The sequence below is a fragment of the Erythrobacter sp. R86502 genome (assembly GCF_042466465.1).
GTDB lineage: Bacteria > Pseudomonadota > Alphaproteobacteria > Sphingomonadales > Sphingomonadaceae > Erythrobacter.
Window position 1 is genome coordinate 1,668,754 of the sequence record NZ_JAXHCJ010000001.1, and the last position, 18,447, is coordinate 1,687,200.

The window sequence follows — 18,447 nt, forward strand, 5'->3', positions numbered from 1 at the left end:
TGACATAAAGTAAGGGGACATTTTATAGCGGCAAAGCCCTTATCCACAATGCACGGCTGTATTTTTGCCGCTTTGCCCTTTGGTCGTGCGTTGGCGGGCGGTCAGAAATATTCCCTTACGGCCCGAAACAGCCGCATCAGCAAGGCCGCGACCCCGCTTTCGTTTGCCATCGTCCGATAAACGCCGCCCCGCCCCGCGCCCACCGCCCGAATATCAACCGGGTCTTCCGCCGCGTAAAGGCAAAGGCCCGCCAGCGTGGCAAAGCCGGGTGCATGGTGCGCCTCAGGCATTCCGGAAAGCTGCGGCGGCCGACCCAGACGCACAGGCTGACCCAGCGCGCCCTGCATGAAATCCGCCATGCCAGCCAATTCCGCGCCGCCCCCGGTCAGCACCACCTGACCTGCGCGGCTTCCGGTAAAGCCCATACCTTTCAGCGCCTTGCCGATCTCGCCCGTCAAGACGGCAAGTTGCTGTGTCACAACAGCCACCAATTCGGCGCGCAAGATGCGGTTCTTGTCATCCGCGCCGCGCGCCAGCGGGCCAAGCGGCGCGCCTTCGCCGCCTTCACCCGGCCCATTGACCGGAATCAGCTCGCGGTGATCAGCAGGACTGGCAACAGCCGAACCGGCAACACATTTGAGCCGCTCTGCCTGAGAGCGACGAATACCGAAACTGCTTGCAATGGCATCGGTGATATCGGCCGAACCCATCGGCACTGCATGGAGTCCCAGCAACATGCCGCCGGCAAACACCGCGACATTGGTGATGTCGGCACCAATTTCGACCAGAGCCACACCCAGTTCGCGTTCTTCGGGCGTCAGACATGCATGGCCTGCTGCCAGAGGCGCGGCGACCACGCCTTCGACTTCGAGATGCGCGTTCTGCACCGCTTCTGTCAGGTTCCGGATAGGGGCGCCATCAGCCAGCATGACATGGATATCCACGCCCAGCCTTTCCGCATGCAGCCCGCGCGGGTTGGCGATGCCGTGTGCACCGTCCAACGTGTAATGCGCAGGCTGTGCATGCAGAACCTTGCGTCCATCGGGCTGGATCATGTCCTGCGCCTGGATCAGAAGCTGTTCGACATCCTCGTCCTCGATCCGCCGTCCGCCAATTTCGATATCGACAGCAATCACATGACTGGCAAGCCCCGCCCCGGCGCAGGCGATCCAGACGCTGCGGACAGGGGTATTGGCACTCTTTTCAGCCCGTTCAACCGCATCGCGGATTGCATGCGCAGCAGCGCCCATGTCGGTGACATAGCCACGCTTGATCCCGGCGCTGGCCCGATGGCCGGACCCCAACACTTGCAGTTCGCCGTTTTCCGTCTCGCCCATGATCATCGCCGAGATACGGAATGACCCCACGTTGACCGCGGCATAGGTACGCGAAAGGCGGCGGGGTGCCGGGGTGCGGGCAGCACTGGGCGCGGCCATCAGGTCGTTTCCCCATCGACGGATTTGGGTTTTGCCACGGCTTCAGGCAGGCGAAGATACAGCCGCGGCGGCGTGCGCATGTCGAACGCCAGAACCGTACCGCCCAGCAATCGGTTCTGGCCATCGAGCCTTGCAAACTTGACCAGCGCACTGGCTGCTTCAGTTTCGCCTTCGGGAAGCGCCAGAAGCTGTCCGGTTGTAAACGTCAAATTCCAGCGGCGATTGCCAACCCATTCGGCCGCTTCAACCTTGGGTGCCAGCGCGGGCGCGGCGGCCAGCAATGTTTCCAGCGTCCGGGCCTGCTTGCCTGCACCCGGCCCCGCAAGCCGCAGCATGCCTTTGGCCTTTTCGGCCGAAACCGGCTCAAGTTCCACGCCTGACGGATCGATCAGCACCAACCTGTCCGCCTTTTCAAGCACCGCATGCGGCACGCGTTCGACGATGTCGATCGCCAGCGTATGGGGCAGCTGGATCGATACGCGCGCATCTTTTACCCACGGCAGCGCCTGCAGATCGGCACGCAGCGCTTCCACGTCGACATCGGGCATGGCCTGTGTGCGCGTGGCAAGCGCGCGCGCGTAGACCTGCTGTTCATCCATCCGCGATGTGCCGGTGACACGAACATGGCGCACTTCGAACCCGGCATCGGCTGCGATCCTTGCGACCTGCGCCTGTGCCAGCGCAGGAACGCCAACAAGACTGGCAATAATAAAGGCAACACCCACGCCCGTACCGATGATGGTGGCCAGCCAGATGCGGCTCCACTGTTCTTCAGTGAACGGAAGAAGCCCCATTGCCTTGTCGAGCACGCCGCTGGCTTGTCCCCGCGCGCGGCGAGCCGATTGGCTGCGGCTTTGCGATTTGGCGGCGCGGCGAACGCCCGTCGTCCCGTTACGCCGGATCTGCTGCGCCATTGCCGCCCCCCTTGGCACGCGTGGCCCCATGCACCCGGATGGCCTCGGCAATCAGCATTTCGACCAGATCGGCATAGGCGATGCCGCGCCCTGCGGCCTGTTCCGGTACGAGGCTGAGCGGGGTCATGCCGGGCTGAGTGTTGGTTTCCAGCACGAACAACCCGTCTTCGCCGGCATCTTCGTCCCAGCGAAAATCGGTGCGGCTGGTGCCATGGCAGCCGAGCACCTGATGGGCCCGCACGGCGTAATGTTCGCACAAGGCGGTGATTTCGGATGGAAGTTGGGCGGGGAAGATATGCTGGGTTTGCCCGGCCGTATACTTGTGTTCGTAATCGTAAAACCCGCTTTCGATCACAAGCTCCGTTACCCCCAACGCCCGCGGACCATCGGGACCATCGAGCACGGCAGCGGTCAATTCGCGGCCCTTGATGAAGGGTTCGGCGAGCAGTTCGGCGAATTCCTGCCACGGCCCGCGTGCGTCCGGGTTTATCGGGTTGCCCACGTTGCTATCATCCGTGACGATCGCGACGCCGACTGACGACCCCTCGTTAACCGGCTTCAGCACATAAGGGCGCGGCAGCGGGTCACGTTCATACAGCTCCTCGCGCGTCACAATCCGCCCGCCGGGCATGGGGATACCGTGGGGGACCAGCGCCTGCTTGGTCAGTTGCTTGTCAATCGCGATCACCGAGGTGGCGAGGCCCGAATGGGTGTAGGGCAGTCCCATCAGGTCAAGCATCCCCTGAACCGTCCCGTCCTCCCCCGGAACACCATGAAGCGCGTTGAACACCACGTCGGGCTTCGCCTCAGCGAGCCTGAGCGCGACATCGCGCCCCATGTCGATGCGGGTGACGCGGTGGCCCTTGCTCTCAAGCGCATCGGCCACGCCCGCGCCGCTGGTGAGCGAGACTTCGCGTTCGTTGGCCCAGCCGCCCATCAGGACTGCGACGTGGAGATTGGAAAGGGTCACGGTCGTCCTACTCGTTGAATTTCCCATTCAAGACTGACGCCGGTTGCGGCGTAGACCTTGTCGCGCACCATTTCGCCCAGCCCTTCGATATCGGCGCTGGTGGCGGTGCCTGTATTGATAAGGAAGTTGGTGTGCTTCTCGCTCACCTGCGCGCCGCCAAGCTGGAGCCCGCGGCAACCCGCGCGGTCGACCAGTTCCCACGCTTTGTGGCCTTCCGGGTTCTTGAAGGTCGAACCGCCGGTCTTGGTGCGTAGCGGCTGCGAGGCTTCGCGTGCGGCGGCGATGCGGTCCATCTCCGCGCCGATCTCCGCCGGATCGCCGGGATGGCCACCGAACCGGGCCGAGACCACGATCGCTCCGTCCGGCAAGGCAGAATGGCGATAGGAATATTCGAGTTCGGCGGCAGTCAGCGTAATGAAGCTGCCATCGTGCAGAATCACCGCGCAGTCGAGCAGCACGTCAGCCACCTCGCGCCCGTAAGCCCCGCCGTTCATCCGTACGAAGCCGCCGACGGTGCCGGGGATGCCGCGCAGAAATTCAAGCCCCGCGATGCCGAGGTCGCGCGCGGTTGATGCCACAAGAATCCCGCTCGCCCCGCCGCCGCAGGTCAGTTCCCGCTCGGCCGTATGCTCGACCTTGGCAAAGGCCTTGCCAAGCCGCACCACCACACCGGGCACCCCGCCGTCGCGCACGATCATGTTCGAACCAAGGCCCAGCGCCATGACTGGAATTTCCCCGCCCAGTCTTTCAAGAAAGCCCTGCAGGTCGGTAAGATCGGCGGGCTCGAACAACCAATCGGCCGGGCCGCCTGTCTTGAACCATGTATAGGGGGCCAAGGGCGCGTTGGCAGTCAGTTTGCCTCCGATGCCATCGTGCGGAACCGAACCGGATACGGCTCCTTCTACGGTGCAAGTCGGTGCGGCACCGTTGCTGTAGATATTGGTGTCACCCGGTTGGTTCACGATGCGCCCCGTGTTGCAACAATCGCAGGCGCGAGGCTCGCGGCCCATCGGGTGATATCGCCTGCCCCCAGGCACACGATCATGTCACCCGGCGCAATTTCGTCGGCGAGCGTCTGCGCCAGCGCATCGGGCCCGGCGATTTCGCGTGCGGCGCGGTGCCCGCGTGCCTTCATGCCTGCCACCAACGCTGCATGGTCCACACCCGGCATGGGGTCTTCGCCTGCAGAATAGACCGGAGCGACATACGCGATGTCGGCATCGTCGAAGCACGACTGAAAGGCGTCCATCAGATCATTGAGCCGCGAATAGCGATGCGGCTGCGCAACCGCGATTACGCGCCCTTGCGTCCCAGCTACCGCCTCTCGCGCGGCGCTGAGTACGGCACGGATCTCGACCGGGTGATGGGCGTAATCGTCGATCACCGTCACCGCGCCGCCATCCAGCGCAATTCTGCCAACCTTTGTGAAGCGGCGCCGCACCCCCCCGAACCGAGCAAAGCCTGTGCGAATGACATCGTCCGAACAGCCCATCTCAATCGATACCGCAATCGCTGCAAGCGCGTTCTGGACGTTGTGGCGGCCGGGCATCGGCAGATGGACCCCTTCAATCCGTCGATCCGCGTTCTGGTTCTTGGGCCCGCGCTGGCGCACGATCACATCGAAGGTGTTGCCTCCGTCCTGCGAACGAACATTGACGCCGCAGATATCGGCCTGAAGCGAAAAGCCGTAGGTTACGACTTTACGGTCGCGCACCTCGCCAATCACCGCCTGGACCACCGGATGATCGACGCACAACACCGCCGCGCCGTAGAACGGGACATTGTGGATGAATTCGACAAAGGCCTTCTTCACCCCGTCGAAATCGCCGTAGTGATCGAGGTGTTCGGGATCGATATTGGTGACGACCGCGATCGTGCCGTCGAGCCGAAGAAAGCTGCCGTCGCTCTCGTCGGCTTCGACCACCATCCAGTCGGAATCGCCCAGCCGTGCGTTGGAGCCGTATTGTTCAATGATCCCGCCATTGATGACGGTGGGATCGACCCCGCCGGCATCCAGGAGCGTTGCGATCATGCTGGTCGTGGTGGTCTTGCCATGCGTGCCGGCCACCGCAACGGTGGATTTGAGACGCATCAGTTCTGCCAGCATTTCCGCACGGCGCACTACGGGAATCCGGTTTTCCAGCGCGGCGGCCACTTCCGGGTTGGTGCGGCGCACCGCAGTCGATGTCACAACCACCGCGACACCTTCCACGTTTTCGCGCACATGGCCAATATGCACGGTAATGCCGCGGGCGCGCAGGCGTTCGACGCTGGGGCTTTCTGCGATATCGGAGCCCTGCACCGTATAGCCCAGATTGCGCATCACTTCGGCGATACCGGACATGCCGATCCCGCCGATCCCGACAAAGTGAATGATGCCGATGTCTGTGCCGACGCCCTTCATGCCGCGCGATCCCTGCCAGCGCCTGCGGCCGTGGCGCGCCCCTTTACCCCAGACACGGCACCGGTCGCGCCTTCGCCCACCCGGATCACGTCCATCAAATCAAGCCCGCTCATGCTTTCGACCAGATCAGCCAGATCCTTGGCTGCATCGGGTCGCCCGCAATTGAATGCACAATGCGCCGCATTGGCGAGACTGGCAGGGTTCATCGCCATCGCCTGGATCTGCTTTGCCAGCTCCTTGGGTTGGAACGCTTCTTGGCGGATCATCCGCGCCCCGCCCGCTTTCACCATTTCGCGGGTGTTGGCCGCCTGATGATCGTCGGTAGCAATCGGCAGCGGAACCAGAATTGCCGGACGGCCTACGGCTGTCAGTTCCGCAATTGTCGAAGCGCCCGCCCGGCCGATAAATAAGTGCGCATCGGCCAAACGTTCGTGCATGTCTTCAAAATATGTGCCCAGTTCAGCGGGAATATCGTGGCTGGCATAACGGGCGCGTACGGCTTCAAGGTCTTCGGCGCGGCATTGCTGCGTCACTTGCAGGCGTTGGCGCAGAGCAGGCGGCAGCATCGCAAGCCCATCGGGCACCACTTCGGACAGTACCCTTGCGCCCTGACTGCCGCCGGTCACCAGAATGCGCAGCAAGCTTTCATCGCTGAACGCGGGGAAGTCCTTCTTGCGCAACGCCAGCACATCAGCGCGAACAGGGTTGCCGGTGAGATGCACCTTGCCTGCATGCTTGGGTTTCAGCCGATCCACCGCACCATAGGAGGTCGCAATCGCGTCCACCGGCCCGGCCAGCAGCCGGTTCACCCGGCCCAGCACCGCGTTCTGTTCATGCACCACGCTTGGCAATTTGGCTGAGGTAGCGGCAAGCAGCGCGGGTAGCGCAGGATAGCCGCCAAAGCCGACGATTGCCGATGGTTCAAAGGCATCGAACAATCGCAACGCCATGGCACGGCCCTGCAGTACCGCACGGATACCCGAAGGCCAGCCCAGCGGGTTCTTGCCGAAACGCCCGGCAGGCAGAACATGCGCGGTAAGAAAATCGGGCTTCCCCGGAATGGCAGCGCCGCGTTCATCGGTGATGAGCGCGGCGTGATGGCCGCGCGCATGAAGTTCCGCTGCCAGTGCAAAAGCGGGGATCAGGTGACCGCCTGTGCCGCCTGCGGCCAGCACGAAGTGACGCGATGCGCCAGTGGGTGTGTCGCTGCTCATGCGGCATTGTCCTTGCGTTCGATCAGGTCGCGCAACGAACCGCCTTCGCGGGCGAGGAACGGATTGCGCCGGGTGATCGCCAGCAATAGCCCAAGCGTGAAGCAGACCGCCAGTGTCGATGATCCGCCATATGAAATGAGCGGCAATGTCATGCCCTTGGATGGAAACAATTTGAGATTTACCAGCATGTTGATGAATGCCTGCCCACCGAGCTGGGTGATAAGCCCGGTTGCCGCCAGCAGCGCGAACAGGTTGTCTTCACCCACCAGCCGCAACAACACGCGCAGCACCAGCGCGCAGTAAAGCAGTACGATCATCGCGCAGACAATCAGACCGAACTCCTCGCCAATGACCGAGAAGATGTAGTCGGTGTGGGCTTCGGGCAGGTTCATTTTGCGCACGCCCAGCCACAAACCCGTTCCTGTCCAACCCCCTGCCGTGATGGTGCGCTGCGCCAGATCGACCTGGTCAAAAGCCGTGCCGCCCCCCAGAAACCCGTCAATCCGGTGCCGCGCGTTATCGTAGAACACATAAGCCAGCCCCAGCGCGGCCACGCCTGCACCGATCAGGCCGGCAATGCGCTGCCAGGCAACGCCAGCCAGCAGCACCATCACCAGCCAGATCCCGCCGAACAGGATCGCATCGCCGAGGTTGGGTTGCAGCATCAGCAGCGCGGCAACCAGTGCCATAAGCCCCGTGACATACAGGATCACGGGAAGACCGGGATCGCGCAAACGCCAGCTCAGAATCCAGGCGCAGATGATCGCAAAGCCCGGTTTGAGAAATTCGGATGGCTGCAAGCTCATGCCGACGTTGATCCAGCGCTTGGCCCCGTTCTTTTCTTCGCCAATGATCGGAACGACAAACAACAGTGCAAGCATTATCGCGCCCACACAAATGCCCAGCCTGCGCGCAGCATCACGGCCCAGAAAGGACAGACCGATCATCATCGCCAGCCCCATCAGCTGAAACACGATGTGGCGCTGGAAGAACATGAAATCCGCTACACGTTCTTTCGACGTCGAAAGCTGATCGGCGCTGGCTGGCGACGCTGCAGCCACAGCCACGATCCCGACCGCCATCAAAAGCCCGATCAGGAGCAACAGCACCTTGTCGATCTCACGCCACCAGATGCGCAAGGCATCGCGCCACCGACGCTGCACCGGAACTGGCGGGAGATAGTTGCCCGCGCCGCGCGCTGCCGGGGGATAGACCGGCACAGTCATGACGCCGCGCCCGATTGGGCGGCATCGCCGCCACCATCGCATCCGGTGATCGCCCTGACCATCTGGCGGAAATGGGTGCCGCGCTTTTCATAGTCGCGAAACTGATCATAGGATGCGCAGGCGGGTGAAAGGAGCACCACATCGCCCGGACGCGCAGCCTCGGCAGCGCGGCGAACGGCTTCGCTGATAAGTTCGCATCGGTGGGTTGTCACCTGCCCATCGAGCAGATCGGCAAACATCGGACCGGCTTCTCCAACGGTGTAGGCCGCCGCGACGTTAAGCAGATGATCCGCACAGGCGCCAAGCCCATCCTCTTTCGGTAGCCCGCCAACAATCCAGTGGATGCGCGGGCTATTGGCGTTGATTGCGGCATCGGGCGGAAATGCGGCAAGCGCCGGTGCCGCAGACGCCGCATTGGTCGCCTTGCTATCGTTGATATAGACAACGCCGCCCGCATCACAGACCCGCTCCATCCGATGCGGAAGACCGGGATAGGTGGCAAGACCACTGGCAATCTGCCCATCGTCGAGCCCGAGCTGACGGCAGATCGCGACGGCGATAGATGCGTTCTGCGCGTTATGCGGCCCGGCCAACGAAGGCGAGCGCACATCTGCAAGCCCCGCGGTGTCCAGATCGGAAGATCTGATCCGTACGGGCGGTTTGCCCGCGTCATCCAGTCGATCGGCGATGGCGCGCGACGGGGTGTCTTCGTCACAGATCAAGGCGGTGCCGTTGACCTGCATCTGAAACAATCGTTCCTTCGATGCAGCGTAGGTCGCAAAATCGGCGTAGCGATCAAGGTGATCAGGCGTGATGTTGGTCAACGCGGCAATGTCGCAATCCAGCGTGAACGTAAGATCGATCTGAAAGCTTGACAGTTCGAGCACATACACGCCGCCTTCGGGCAGCGGCGTCTGATCCAGGATCGGATCCCCAATATTACCGCCCATGACACTCGCGATGCCCGCGCTTTGCAGAATGTGATGGGTCAGCGCGGTGGTGGTCGATTTGCCGTTGGTTCCTGTAATCCCCACCACGCGGTGCGGCGGCAGACTGGGCCGCGCAGCAGCAAACAATTCGATATCGCCAATGACCGGCAGGCCATATTGCCAAACGTGGGGCGCAATCGGGTGAGAGTTCAACGGTACGCCGGGCGACACCACGACACCAGCAAAGCCGGTCAGATCAAGTTCCAGCGGGTCGATCAGCCGACAGCGGCCCTCAAACGGTTCGCGTGCAACATCCTGCCTGTCCCACGCGACCACCCTTGCGCCGCTGGCGATCAGCGCCTCGGCCGCAGCCGCGCCCGAGCGTGCCAGACCCAGCACGGCGTAACATTTGTCCTTGAAGGCAGGAGAGATGATCACGCCGCCGCGCCCTATCGCAGCTTCAGGGTGGAAAGGCCGATCAGCGCAAGCACAATCGCAATGATCCAGAAACGGATCACAACCTTGCTCTCGCTCCAGCCCAGTTGTTCGAAATGATGGTGAATCGGGGCCATCTTGAACACGCGCTTACCCGTGCGCTTGAACCAGAAGACCTGCACAATCACCGAAACCGCTTCCAACACGAACAGCCCGCCGACGATCGCCAATACGACCTCGTGATGCGAGGCAACCGCGATCGCGCCCAATGCACCGCCGAGTGCGAGCGACCCTGTATCACCCATGAAAACCGCCGCCGGGGGCGCATTGAACCACAGGAACGCCAGGCCTGCGCCCATGATGGCGCCGCAGAAAATGGCAAGCTCCCCTGCACCCGGCACATGCGGAATGCCAAGATAGTCGGAGAAGTCTGCGCGGCCCACCAGATAGGCGATGATGGCAAATGTGCCGCTGGCAATGATGACCGGCATGATTGCCAGACCATCAAGCCCATCGGTAAGGTTCACCGCATTGCCTGCGCCCACAATCACGAAGGCTGCGAATACGTAATATGCCGGCCCCAACGGAATGCTGGCACCTGTCAGGAAGGGCAGATACAGATTGGTGTTGATCTGACTGACGATAATCCACGAAGCAATACCGGCGACGGCGAATTCTGCGAGGAGCCGGACCCGCGCAGAAACCCCGGCATGGCTGTTTTTCGACACCTTGTCGTAATCATCCATAAAGCCGATGGCCCCGAAACCTATCGTCACGGCAAGACACGCCCAGACGAACGGGTTGGTAAGATCCATCCACAGCAGCAGCGACAGCGACAGCGCAGTCAGGATCATCAGCCCGCCCATAGTCGGCGTGCCGCGCTTGGCCAGATGCGATTGCGGCCCGTCCAGCCGGATTGGCTGGCCTTTACCCTGACGCACACGCAGCAGATTGATGAAGCGCGGACCGATGATCAGACCGATCAACAGCGCCGTCATCAATGTCGCGCCCGCCCGAAAGCTCTGGTAGCGCACCAGATTGAGGATGCCTTCAAAGCCAAGCCACTCGGCAAGAAGATACAGCATGGAATCGTCCTTTGGCGTCCTTCGGCGCGGCCTCAGCCTCCGGTTGCGCCTGATGCACGGGCAGTCTGAGTGAAATGCGCCACCAATCGCCCAAGTCCCACCGAATTGGACCCCTTGACCAGTACCGCATCATCATGAGCAAGTCCGAACTGACCGAGCGCTGCGATCGCCTCGGCAGGTCCCTCGCAATGCGCGAAGGTGACGCTGTTGCCAAGCTGCGCGCGCGCGGCTTTCCCCAGTTCGTCTGCAAGAGCGCGCATCTCCGGCCCCACCAGGATTGCGTGGCTTACACCCGCTTCGGTGATCGGATCGGCCAGCTGACGGTGAAAACCATCGGCAAAATCGCCCAGCTCCTTCATGCTGCCAAGCACCGCAATGCGGCGGGTCGCAGGGGTTTGTTGCAGCGTTTTCAACGTAGCGCGCATCGAAGCAGGGTTCGCGTTGTAGCTTTCGTCGATCATCACGGCTGCGCCCCCAGTCGGCAGGATGATGGTGTGACGCGCTCCGCGGCCCTTCAAACCCCCCATTTCTGCCAGAGCCAATCCTGCGCTCGCCAAATCACCGCCAGCGGCGCGCACAGCGGCTATCACGCCCAGCGAATTGGCAATCCAGTGATCACCAGGTTCTGCGATCGTGTAGCAAATGCGCCGATCGCCAAGATCCGCTGTAACGAGCGAACCACCATTTGCTGCCGGGATCGCATCGAGCAGCCGCACATCGGCGGTCCTTGCACGCCCGAACGTCACCACATGGGCACCGCAGGCGCGCGCGTGACCAATCATGCGTTCGGCCCATTCGCTGTCAGCCGGGATAACAGCGACGCCGCCCGGCTCGAGCCCGGTAAAGATCTGCGCCTTTTCGTCGGCAATCGCATCGAGTCCGCCAAGGTTCTCGATGTGCGCAGGCGCAATCGTGGTGACGAGCGCCACATGGGGCCGGACGTGGGCGGACAGGGGCGCGATTTCGCCCGCATGGTTCATGCCCATTTCAAAGACACCGAACTTGGCGCGTGCCGGCATCCTGGCAAGGCTCAACGGCACGCCCACATGGTTGTTGTAGCTGCGAACGCTGCGATGCGCTGCGCCCCGGCTGGCCCGATCGAGGCAAGCGAAGATTGCTTCCTTCACACCCGTCTTGCCCACCGATCCGGTCACGGCGATCCGAACGGCTTCCACTGCCCTGTCCCGCGCCGCATGGGCCAGATCGTGCAATGCCTTGGTCGTATCAGCTACCAACACATGCGGATAATCGATCGCACGGTCGACGATTGCTGCGACCGCCCCCTTGGCAAAGGCGGTATCGATAAAACGATGTCCGTCCATCGTTTCACCCTTGAGCGCCACAAAGACATCACCCGGCTTTACGTCGCGCGAATCCATTTCGACACCCGCAGCCTGAAAATCATGGCTGGCGATCCCGCCCGTCGCCGCCGCGATTTCGGACGCGCTCCACAGCGCAGTCGGAAGCGTGTCATGCACTGCAACAGGCCACTGGTGCATCATCGGATGGGCAAGCGGCGCGTTCATCGGCCTGCGCTCCCCGCACATTCCCGCGCAACCTCGACATCGTCGAACGCTTCGATCCGCATTGTTTCTCCTGACCCGAATATCTGACCCTGTTCGTGCCCCTTGCCCGCGATAAGCACAATGTCGCGCGGACCGGCTTCCCCAATTGCGGCAGCAATGGCAGCACGGCGATCGCCGATTTCGCGGGCATCGGCGCCTGCACCCGCGATGATCGCGGTGCGAATGGCTGCTGCATCTTCACTGCGCGGATTGTCGTCCGTGACGATCACGACATCCGCCATCCGCGCCGCAACTTCGCCCATCTGGGGCCGCTTGCCAGCGTCCCTGTCGCCTCCAGCCCCGAAAACCACGATCAACCTGCCATCGCCGTCCACATGAGGACGCAGCGCGGCCATGGCAGCTTCCAGCGCGTCAGGCGTATGGGCATAATCAACATAGGCCGGCGCCCCGGCCGCATTGAGCGCCGCCCGCTCCAACCGGCCGCGCACGGGTTGTAGGCGGGTGAGTGCATCGAACACCATGGAAGCAGATACACCGGTCGCCATCGTCAGGGCGGCAGCAACCAGAGCGTTGGCCGCCTGATAGGCACCGATGAGCGGCAGGTTCACCTTTCGCTCGGCACCATCATGTTCGATGGTCAGCATCTGACCAAGCTGGCCTGCCTCCCTGCGGACAAGGCGCAGATACGTGCCTCCTTCGCCCACGGTGCGCACATCGAGCCCGCGGGCCGTTGCGTGCGCTACCGCCTTGGCTGTCCATTCCGAACCATCGCCCGCATCATGGATCACAGCCGGGCTGCCCGGCCCGACCACTTCAGTGAACAGCCGCATCTTGGCAGCGAAATAGTCCTCCATTGTGCCGTGGTAATCAAGATGATCCCGGCTGAAGTTCGTAAACGCGCTGGCAGTGACGTGGAGCCCTTCGTTGCGATATTGCGAAAGGCCGTGGCTTGATGCTTCGAAAGCCACGTGCGTCACGCCTTCACGGGCCAGCCCGCTCATGTTGGCAAGAAACGTGACGATGTCGGGCGTGGTCAGGCCGGTGGATACGCTTCCGTCGGGTGTTGTGACGCCCAATGTCCCGATGCTTGCGGCACGTTCACCCCCCATGCGCCAAATTTGCCGGGTCATCTCCACGCAGGATGTCTTGCCGTTGGTGCCTGTCACAGCCACGATCGTTTCAGGCACAGGAGCAAAAAAGCCCGCGGCGAGGCGCGCAAAAGCCCGTCGGGGGTTAACGTCGGCAATGTGCAGCGCACCTTCGACGCGGGCTTCGGGGTGAGCCACGACGGCAATCGCGCCCGCCTCGATAGCGGCAGTTATGAAATCCTCACCGTTGAACTTGGCGCCGCGAAAAGCGCCGAATACTGTTCCGGGGGCGACCTTGCGGTGGTCGATCGCAAAGCCGGTGACGCCCGCGGCTTCCTGCGCGCCGTCGGTGGGCAGACCCGCGGCTTGCAAGAGTTCCGAAAGCCTCATTCGCCGCGATCCACGAGATAACGCAGATCTGAAATGTCTACATCGCGGCTATCATCCGGCTGCACCCCCAGCATCGGGCCAATCCGCGGGACCAAGCGGCCCACGATCGGAGCCGAGGTGAATGCGGCAGTCCGCTGGAACGAGCTTGCCACGGTGCCCTTGGGTTCATCCACAACCACGACCACGACATAGCGGGGAGCATCCATCGGGAATGCGGCGGCGAAGGACGACACAAGCGAAGTCTTGCGGTAGCCGCCCACGCCCGCTTTTTCTGCCGAACCGGTTTTGCCGCCGACCCGGTATCCCGGCGCATCGGCACTTCGTCCCGTCCCATAGAGCGAAATCATGCGCAGCAATTGCCGCATCCGCGACGAGGTGGATTCCTTGAACACGCGGCGACCGCGCGGCACATCAGCCGGTGCAAGCTTCCTTAGCGATGCCGGGCGCCAGATCCCGCCATTGACCATCGCGGCATAGGCGCTTGCCAGATGCAGCGGGGTAACGGCAAGACCGTGGCCGTAGCTAACCGTCATATTGGTTACGCGGCTCCAGGGTCCGGCGGGCCAGATCGGCTTGCCCTTCGCGGGCAGTTCGATGAAGGGGCGGCGATCCATTCCCAGATCGATCATCACCTTGCGCAGCTGTTCAGAGCCCAATGCGTCAGCAACCCGCGCAGTGACCGTATTGGACGAATAGACAAGCGCCTGCGGAACATTGAGAACCGTGCCGTGCGGATGAAGATCCTTGATGGTGCGCCGTCCGACCGCGACAGGCGTTGCATCCCAGGATTTGCCGAAATCACGCACCACGCCTGCATCGATCGCGGCAGCAATGCTAAGCGGCTTGAACGTCGATCCGAGTTCGAACACCCCATTGGTGGCCCGGTTGAAAACGTTCTTTGCGCCGCTAGCGCCAGCGGTGTTCGGATCAAATTCCGGAAGGCTGGCCAGCGCCATCACTTCACCGGTGTCGACATCCAAAACAATACCAGCAGCGCCGATGGCGTTGGTTGCAAGCATCCCCCGTCGCAGCTCATCTTCGAGCGCGCCTTGCGCCCGCGCATCTATCGACAATGCCACAGGCTGGTTCCGTTTTTCGGGATGGCTGAGGTGATCTTCCAGAACCTCCTCCATACCGATTTTGCCGCCTTCTTCTTCGACCACATAACCAAGGACATGGGCCGCCAGCGTGCCTTGCGGATAATACCGATCGGTTTCGCGCGGAATTTCCAGCGCAATTTCGCCCAGCGCGAACACGCGGTTCGCCTCTTCCGGCAAAATGCGGCGGCGCAGGTAGCCAGCCTTGCCCGACATCAGACGCCGCGCCATGCGCGCTTCATCAATGTCCGGGAAAATGGCCTTCAGACCACGTGCAACCTCTTCAGGCGAACGCACCAACGGAGAGCCGCTGTCGCCCATCGCTTCGGGGTTGAGCCGCAGGGCATAGGCCGGAAATGCCCGCGCCAGCGGCGCGCCGTTGCGGTCGGTAATCTCACCGCGCGGCGGCAGCAGCGCGTCTTCCAGGCTGGTGCGCTGCGGTGCCTGTCCTGCAAGACCAAGCGAGGCGATCCGCAGCAACGCGATCAACGCAATCAAGCCAAAACCTGCCAGCAGCCACAGCACCCTTACGCGCGCGGTCCACAGCAATTGCTGGCGCATTCCGGGGCCGGAAACGCGGCCCGCGGGGATGACAGGCGTGGCGACGCGCGTGTTGAACGAAGCCGCCATCATGTTCATTCGCCGGTCCCCGCGCTTGCGAGGCTGGGATTGGCCCTAGGCGTTTCGGCGCGGGCCGGACGTATCGGCGACGCTTCGATCAGGAAATCGCCAAAGGCTTCGGCAAAGACAGCGCCTGCGTCCTTCTCGGTCGAAGCCGATGCAAGTGTGACCTTGGCCCCGGACACCGGCGAACGCATCGGCGCATCAGTTACCGCTTCGTCCAGATCATCGCCGCCCGCCCGCGCCAAGCGGATCGGGGATGGCGCGTCAGGGCCCAGCCGTTCGCCAAGACTTGCCAGCTGGCGTTCGCTATCCAGAAACTGCCCGGCCCGCGGTGCTTCGTATCCGAATTCGACCGCGTTCCATTCGGCCAACTGCCGCTGATTGGCGCGGGTTTCGAATTCGGTTTCCAGCAGCATCGTTTCACGCTCAAGCGCGATCAACTGGCGTTCGGCCAGCAATACTTCGCTTTTCACGGCATGAACCTTGAAGCTGAGCACCACGAGAAGCGCAAAGCAGATCGCCAGCACGGCGACCCAGCCAAGCGAACGGGCTTTAGAGCGGTTCATCATGCGGCTTGGCTCCTGGACGGGGCGGCTGTGCGGATTGCATGGCGCAAGGTGGAAGAACGGGCACGCGGATTACGGGCGATTTCGGCCTCGGACGGACGAATTGCCTTGGACACTTGCGCGAAGGTTGGCGCAGGCCCGGGAAGTTCACCGGGCAGATGCCGCGAAACCGCCCGCCCTGCACCGCTGGCGTTGCGCAGAAACTGCTTCACGATGCGGTCTTCAAGGCTGTGGAAGCTGACCACCGCCAGCATGCCTTCTGCGGGCAACAACGCCTCTGCTGCCGCAAGTCCTGCTTCCAGCTCCCCCAGTTCATCATTGACGTGAATCCGCACCGCCTGAAACGTACGGGTGGCCGGGTCCTTCTTGTCGTGCGGTTTGTGTCCCAGGGCACGGCGTACGATGCGGGCCAGTTCCCCGGTGGTGGCAAGCGGGCGCGCTGCCACGATGGCGCGGGCTACACGGCGCGACTGGCGCTCTTCGCCGTAAAGATAGATCACGTCGGCAATCGCTTCTTCATCGGCAGTGTTGAGAAAATCGGCAGCGCTTTCGCCGTCCTGGCTCATCCGCATGTCAAGCGGGCCATCATGCATGAAGGCAAATCCCCGCTCGCCTTGATCGAGCTGCATCGAAGACACGCCAATATCCATCACCACCGCATCGACAGTGTCGATACCGATGGCGGCAAGTTCTGCACGCATGGCGGAAAAGCGGGCAGGATGCAGCGACAGACGTCCGTCAAACCGCTGCACCATCGCCTGTCCTGCGGCAATGGCATCGGGGTCACGGTCGAACGCGTGAACTGTCGCGCCGGCTTCCAACAGCGCAGCGGTATATCCGCCTGCCCCAAAAGTTGCATCCACGATCGTCATGCCGGGACGCGGCGCCAATGCGGCTATCACTTCATCAAGCAGCACGGGGATGTGAGGCGCGATCTGTGTCATGCCGAGCCCCCTTTTTTGGCGGTTGCCATCAGCTTGGAACAGGCAGCTTGCGCGCCTTTCCATTCAGGCCCCATCTGCAGCAGTTCTTCGGGCGACCACACGAAGAAGAAATCGCCTGCGGCGTGAAAATAGGCCCCATCGCTGATCTTGCCCAGTTCCCGAAGATGTTCGGGCATTACGAAACGGCCGGAATCATCAAACGACAACTGCTCGAAGCCGAACAGCTGCGCAGCGCGAACATCGCGGTCAAAGCTGTCATCCTTGCGGCTGATGGCGAGATCTTCCTCGCGATCGAGCTTGGCGTGAAGCTGGTCGATCCGCGACAGGCCAAACCCGATGAGGCAATCGAACTTGTCATGCACGGTCAGACAGAGGGTGCGGCTGCCGCCAGAGCTTTCCTTGACGGCCTTGCGGAAGGCGGGCGGCAGGACAAAACGGCCCTTCTCGCCCGAAGGCGAGTAAGCTTGGCCGTTATATCCTCCAAATGCAGACACGTGCCTGCGACCCCCTCTTGCCCCGAACGAAACGCCGCCGATTGGCGCCTCGCATGATGATGAGACATGCCTTTCCCGCTCCGCGCGCACGCATGCGACACGGTTGCGCCGACCCCACCAGCCGAACGCGAAACAAACAGGCATATCTGATGGACCCCGGTAATATCGGGGACCGGGCGGGTTTGGAAGGGAATTTTCCGGGAAATAACGGGAAAACTTGATAGCTTATTGTTTTGTAACGATATTCACATCGGGATTAGGAGATAATCATTCGCCAGGCTTTGCTGAAAATGTCCGTATTCCCCGCAAATTGACGGGATTTCCCGCATGATTCCCGATTGTGTTAAGTGCGAATCCGGAATGTCCCGCATTTTCCCCACGGTCATGCTTCGATCGCGGCTGACACGATTGCGCGCAGCACACCGGCATCCGCGCGGCCAAGCTCCTCGTGTTCGAACACGGCGGCATCAGCGATGAGTGTCACCATGCCCTTCCCCACCGCGCACCGTGCAGCCGCACCATCTGCCATCACCGTGCAACGGGCGGCTTCGGGATCAATAATCGCTACCGTGCCGGATAACGCCAGAGGCAATGGTGCATCATCAAGTGACGTCGTCGTCACAACGGCGGCCTGCGTATCATCAAAGCTTATTGCCAGACCCCACCGCGCAACGACCGGTGGGATCAGCGCCGTATCGACCGGACGCCGCGGGTCGCCGAGTGGAAGGTCATATTCCCCGGTCAGAGCCGGATCGAGCATCAAAAGCAACCGGCCGCCGCCTCGCACCCACTGGTCAAGAGCGACATTGTCAGCGGGTGAAAGCCCGCGAGGCTGGATAATCGCCAGCGCGTTCAGCCCGGCCAGCGGATCGCGGTCGGGGCCGCCGGCCGGAAATGAAGGAACGGGCGAAAGCGTATCCAGCGGATCGATGGCATAGCGCGCCTCCAACTCAGTGCGCTGCCACGGCACCGGAACCTGTCCGCTGGCAAGTTCGCCCATCTGCACGCCAAGCGGCCAGTAAAGCGGCAGGCTGGTCATCAATCCCAGCTTGATGGCAACCGGGTTCGACGTTTCGATGGATGTGCGATCATCGCTGGCAGTCAT

Annotated in this window: 16 protein-coding genes; all 16 read right to left on the reverse strand. The window is 62.4% G+C overall.

Going from position 1 to position 18,447, the window contains the following annotated elements; all coding sequences use genetic code 11:
* Positions 1 to 101: 101 nt before the first annotated feature.
* Positions 102 to 1,436 carry a cell division protein FtsA gene (ftsA, locus tag SJY33_RS08080; RefSeq protein WP_379922250.1) on the reverse strand — a complete coding sequence of 445 codons (1,335 nt, stop codon included), beginning with the start codon at positions 1,434 to 1,436 and terminating at the stop codon, positions 102 to 104.
* Positions 1,436 to 2,350, reverse strand: a complete 915-nt coding sequence (locus tag SJY33_RS08085; RefSeq protein WP_379922251.1) for a cell division protein FtsQ/DivIB — start codon at positions 2,348 to 2,350, stop codon at positions 1,436 to 1,438. The genes ftsA and SJY33_RS08085 overlap by 1 nt, the downstream gene beginning before the upstream one ends.
* Positions 2,328 to 3,347, reverse strand: coding sequence for a D-alanine--D-alanine ligase (locus SJY33_RS08090; RefSeq protein ID WP_379922252.1), 1,020 nt, complete (start codon positions 3,345 to 3,347; stop codon positions 2,328 to 2,330). Before SJY33_RS08090 ends, SJY33_RS08085 begins: the two co-directional genes overlap by 23 nt.
* Positions 3,317 to 4,186, reverse strand: a complete 870-nt coding sequence (gene murB / locus SJY33_RS08095; RefSeq protein WP_379923552.1) for a UDP-N-acetylmuramate dehydrogenase — start codon at positions 4,184 to 4,186, stop codon at positions 3,317 to 3,319. Before murB ends, SJY33_RS08090 begins: the two co-directional genes overlap by 31 nt.
* Before the next feature lie 92 nt (positions 4,187 to 4,278).
* Positions 4,279 to 5,724, reverse strand: a complete 1,446-nt coding sequence (murC, locus tag SJY33_RS08100) for a UDP-N-acetylmuramate--L-alanine ligase (RefSeq protein ID WP_379922253.1) — start codon at positions 5,722 to 5,724, stop codon at positions 4,279 to 4,281.
* Positions 5,721 to 6,938, reverse strand: coding sequence for an undecaprenyldiphospho-muramoylpentapeptide beta-N-acetylglucosaminyltransferase (gene murG, locus SJY33_RS08105; protein WP_379922254.1), 1,218 nt, complete (start codon positions 6,936 to 6,938; stop codon positions 5,721 to 5,723). Before murG ends, murC begins: the two co-directional genes overlap by 4 nt.
* Positions 6,935 to 8,164: an FtsW/RodA/SpoVE family cell cycle protein gene (locus SJY33_RS08110; RefSeq protein ID WP_379922255.1), complete on the reverse strand. Its 1,230-nt coding sequence runs from the start codon at positions 8,162 to 8,164 to the stop codon at positions 6,935 to 6,937. The genes murG and SJY33_RS08110 overlap by 4 nt, the downstream gene beginning before the upstream one ends.
* Positions 8,161 to 9,531, reverse strand: coding sequence for a UDP-N-acetylmuramoyl-L-alanine--D-glutamate ligase (murD, locus tag SJY33_RS08115; RefSeq protein WP_379922256.1), 1,371 nt, complete (start codon positions 9,529 to 9,531; stop codon positions 8,161 to 8,163). The genes SJY33_RS08110 and murD overlap by 4 nt, the downstream gene beginning before the upstream one ends.
* A gap of 11 nt (positions 9,532 to 9,542) precedes the next feature.
* A complete protein-coding gene (gene mraY / locus SJY33_RS08120) occupies positions 9,543 to 10,613 on the reverse strand; it encodes a phospho-N-acetylmuramoyl-pentapeptide-transferase (RefSeq protein ID WP_379922257.1) in 1,071 nt (356 codons plus the stop codon).
* A 32-nt stretch (positions 10,614 to 10,645) separates the two neighbouring features.
* A complete protein-coding gene (gene murF, locus SJY33_RS08125) occupies positions 10,646 to 12,139 on the reverse strand; it encodes a UDP-N-acetylmuramoyl-tripeptide--D-alanyl-D-alanine ligase (RefSeq protein WP_379922258.1) in 1,494 nt (497 codons plus the stop codon).
* Positions 12,136 to 13,617, reverse strand: a complete 1,482-nt coding sequence (locus tag SJY33_RS08130) for a UDP-N-acetylmuramoyl-L-alanyl-D-glutamate--2,6-diaminopimelate ligase (protein WP_379922259.1) — start codon at positions 13,615 to 13,617, stop codon at positions 12,136 to 12,138. Before SJY33_RS08130 ends, murF begins: the two co-directional genes overlap by 4 nt.
* Positions 13,614 to 15,353 (reverse strand): peptidoglycan D,D-transpeptidase FtsI family protein, encoded by a 1,740-nt coding sequence (locus SJY33_RS08135; protein ID WP_379922260.1) that lies wholly within the window; start codon positions 15,351 to 15,353, stop codon positions 13,614 to 13,616. The genes SJY33_RS08130 and SJY33_RS08135 overlap by 4 nt, the downstream gene beginning before the upstream one ends.
* Positions 15,350 to 15,907: a hypothetical protein gene (locus SJY33_RS08140; protein ID WP_379922261.1), complete on the reverse strand. Its 558-nt coding sequence runs from the start codon at positions 15,905 to 15,907 to the stop codon at positions 15,350 to 15,352. The genes SJY33_RS08135 and SJY33_RS08140 overlap by 4 nt, the downstream gene beginning before the upstream one ends.
* Positions 15,904 to 16,848, reverse strand: a complete 945-nt coding sequence (gene rsmH, locus SJY33_RS08145; protein ID WP_379922262.1) for a 16S rRNA (cytosine(1402)-N(4))-methyltransferase RsmH — start codon at positions 16,846 to 16,848, stop codon at positions 15,904 to 15,906. Before rsmH ends, SJY33_RS08140 begins: the two co-directional genes overlap by 4 nt.
* On the reverse strand, positions 16,845 to 17,342 hold the full coding sequence (locus SJY33_RS08150) for a division/cell wall cluster transcriptional repressor MraZ (protein ID WP_379922263.1): 498 nt from the start codon (positions 17,340 to 17,342) through the stop codon (positions 16,845 to 16,847). Before SJY33_RS08150 ends, rsmH begins: the two co-directional genes overlap by 4 nt.
* Before the next feature lie 382 nt (positions 17,343 to 17,724).
* A complete protein-coding gene (locus SJY33_RS08155; protein WP_379922264.1) occupies positions 17,725 to 18,447 on the reverse strand; it encodes a hypothetical protein in 723 nt (240 codons plus the stop codon).

Coding starts and splice junctions, on each gene's coding strand:
- SJY33_RS08130 (WP_379922259.1), bottom strand. CDS start 13,617: ATGAGGCTTTCGGAACTCTTGCAAGCCGCGGGTCTGCCCACCGACGGC.
- SJY33_RS08085 (WP_379922251.1), bottom strand. CDS start 2,350: ATGGCGCAGCAGATCCGGCGTAACGGGACGACGGGCGTTCGCCGCGCC.
- murG (WP_379922254.1), bottom strand. CDS start 6,938: ATGAGCAGCGACACACCCACTGGCGCATCGCGTCACTTCGTGCTGGCC.
- rsmH (WP_379922262.1), bottom strand. CDS start 16,848: ATGACACAGATCGCGCCTCACATCCCCGTGCTGCTTGATGAAGTGATA.
- SJY33_RS08135 (WP_379922260.1), bottom strand. CDS start 15,353: ATGAACATGATGGCGGCTTCGTTCAACACGCGCGTCGCCACGCCTGTC.
- murC (WP_379922253.1), bottom strand. CDS start 5,724: ATGAAGGGCGTCGGCACAGACATCGGCATCATTCACTTTGTCGGGATC.
- ftsA (WP_379922250.1), bottom strand. CDS start 1,436: ATGGCCGCGCCCAGTGCTGCCCGCACCCCGGCACCCCGCCGCCTTTCG.
- murF (WP_379922258.1), bottom strand. CDS start 12,139: ATGAACGCGCCGCTTGCCCATCCGATGATGCACCAGTGGCCTGTTGCA.
- mraY (WP_379922257.1), bottom strand. CDS start 10,613: ATGCTGTATCTTCTTGCCGAGTGGCTTGGCTTTGAAGGCATCCTCAAT.
- SJY33_RS08110 (WP_379922255.1), bottom strand. CDS start 8,164: ATGACTGTGCCGGTCTATCCCCCGGCAGCGCGCGGCGCGGGCAACTAT.
- SJY33_RS08090 (WP_379922252.1), bottom strand. CDS start 3,347: ATGGGAAATTCAACGAGTAGGACGACCGTGACCCTTTCCAATCTCCAC.
- SJY33_RS08155 (WP_379922264.1), bottom strand. CDS start 18,447: ATGACTGCCAGCGATGATCGCACATCCATCGAAACGTCGAACCCGGTT.
- SJY33_RS08140 (WP_379922261.1), bottom strand. CDS start 15,907: ATGATGAACCGCTCTAAAGCCCGTTCGCTTGGCTGGGTCGCCGTGCTG.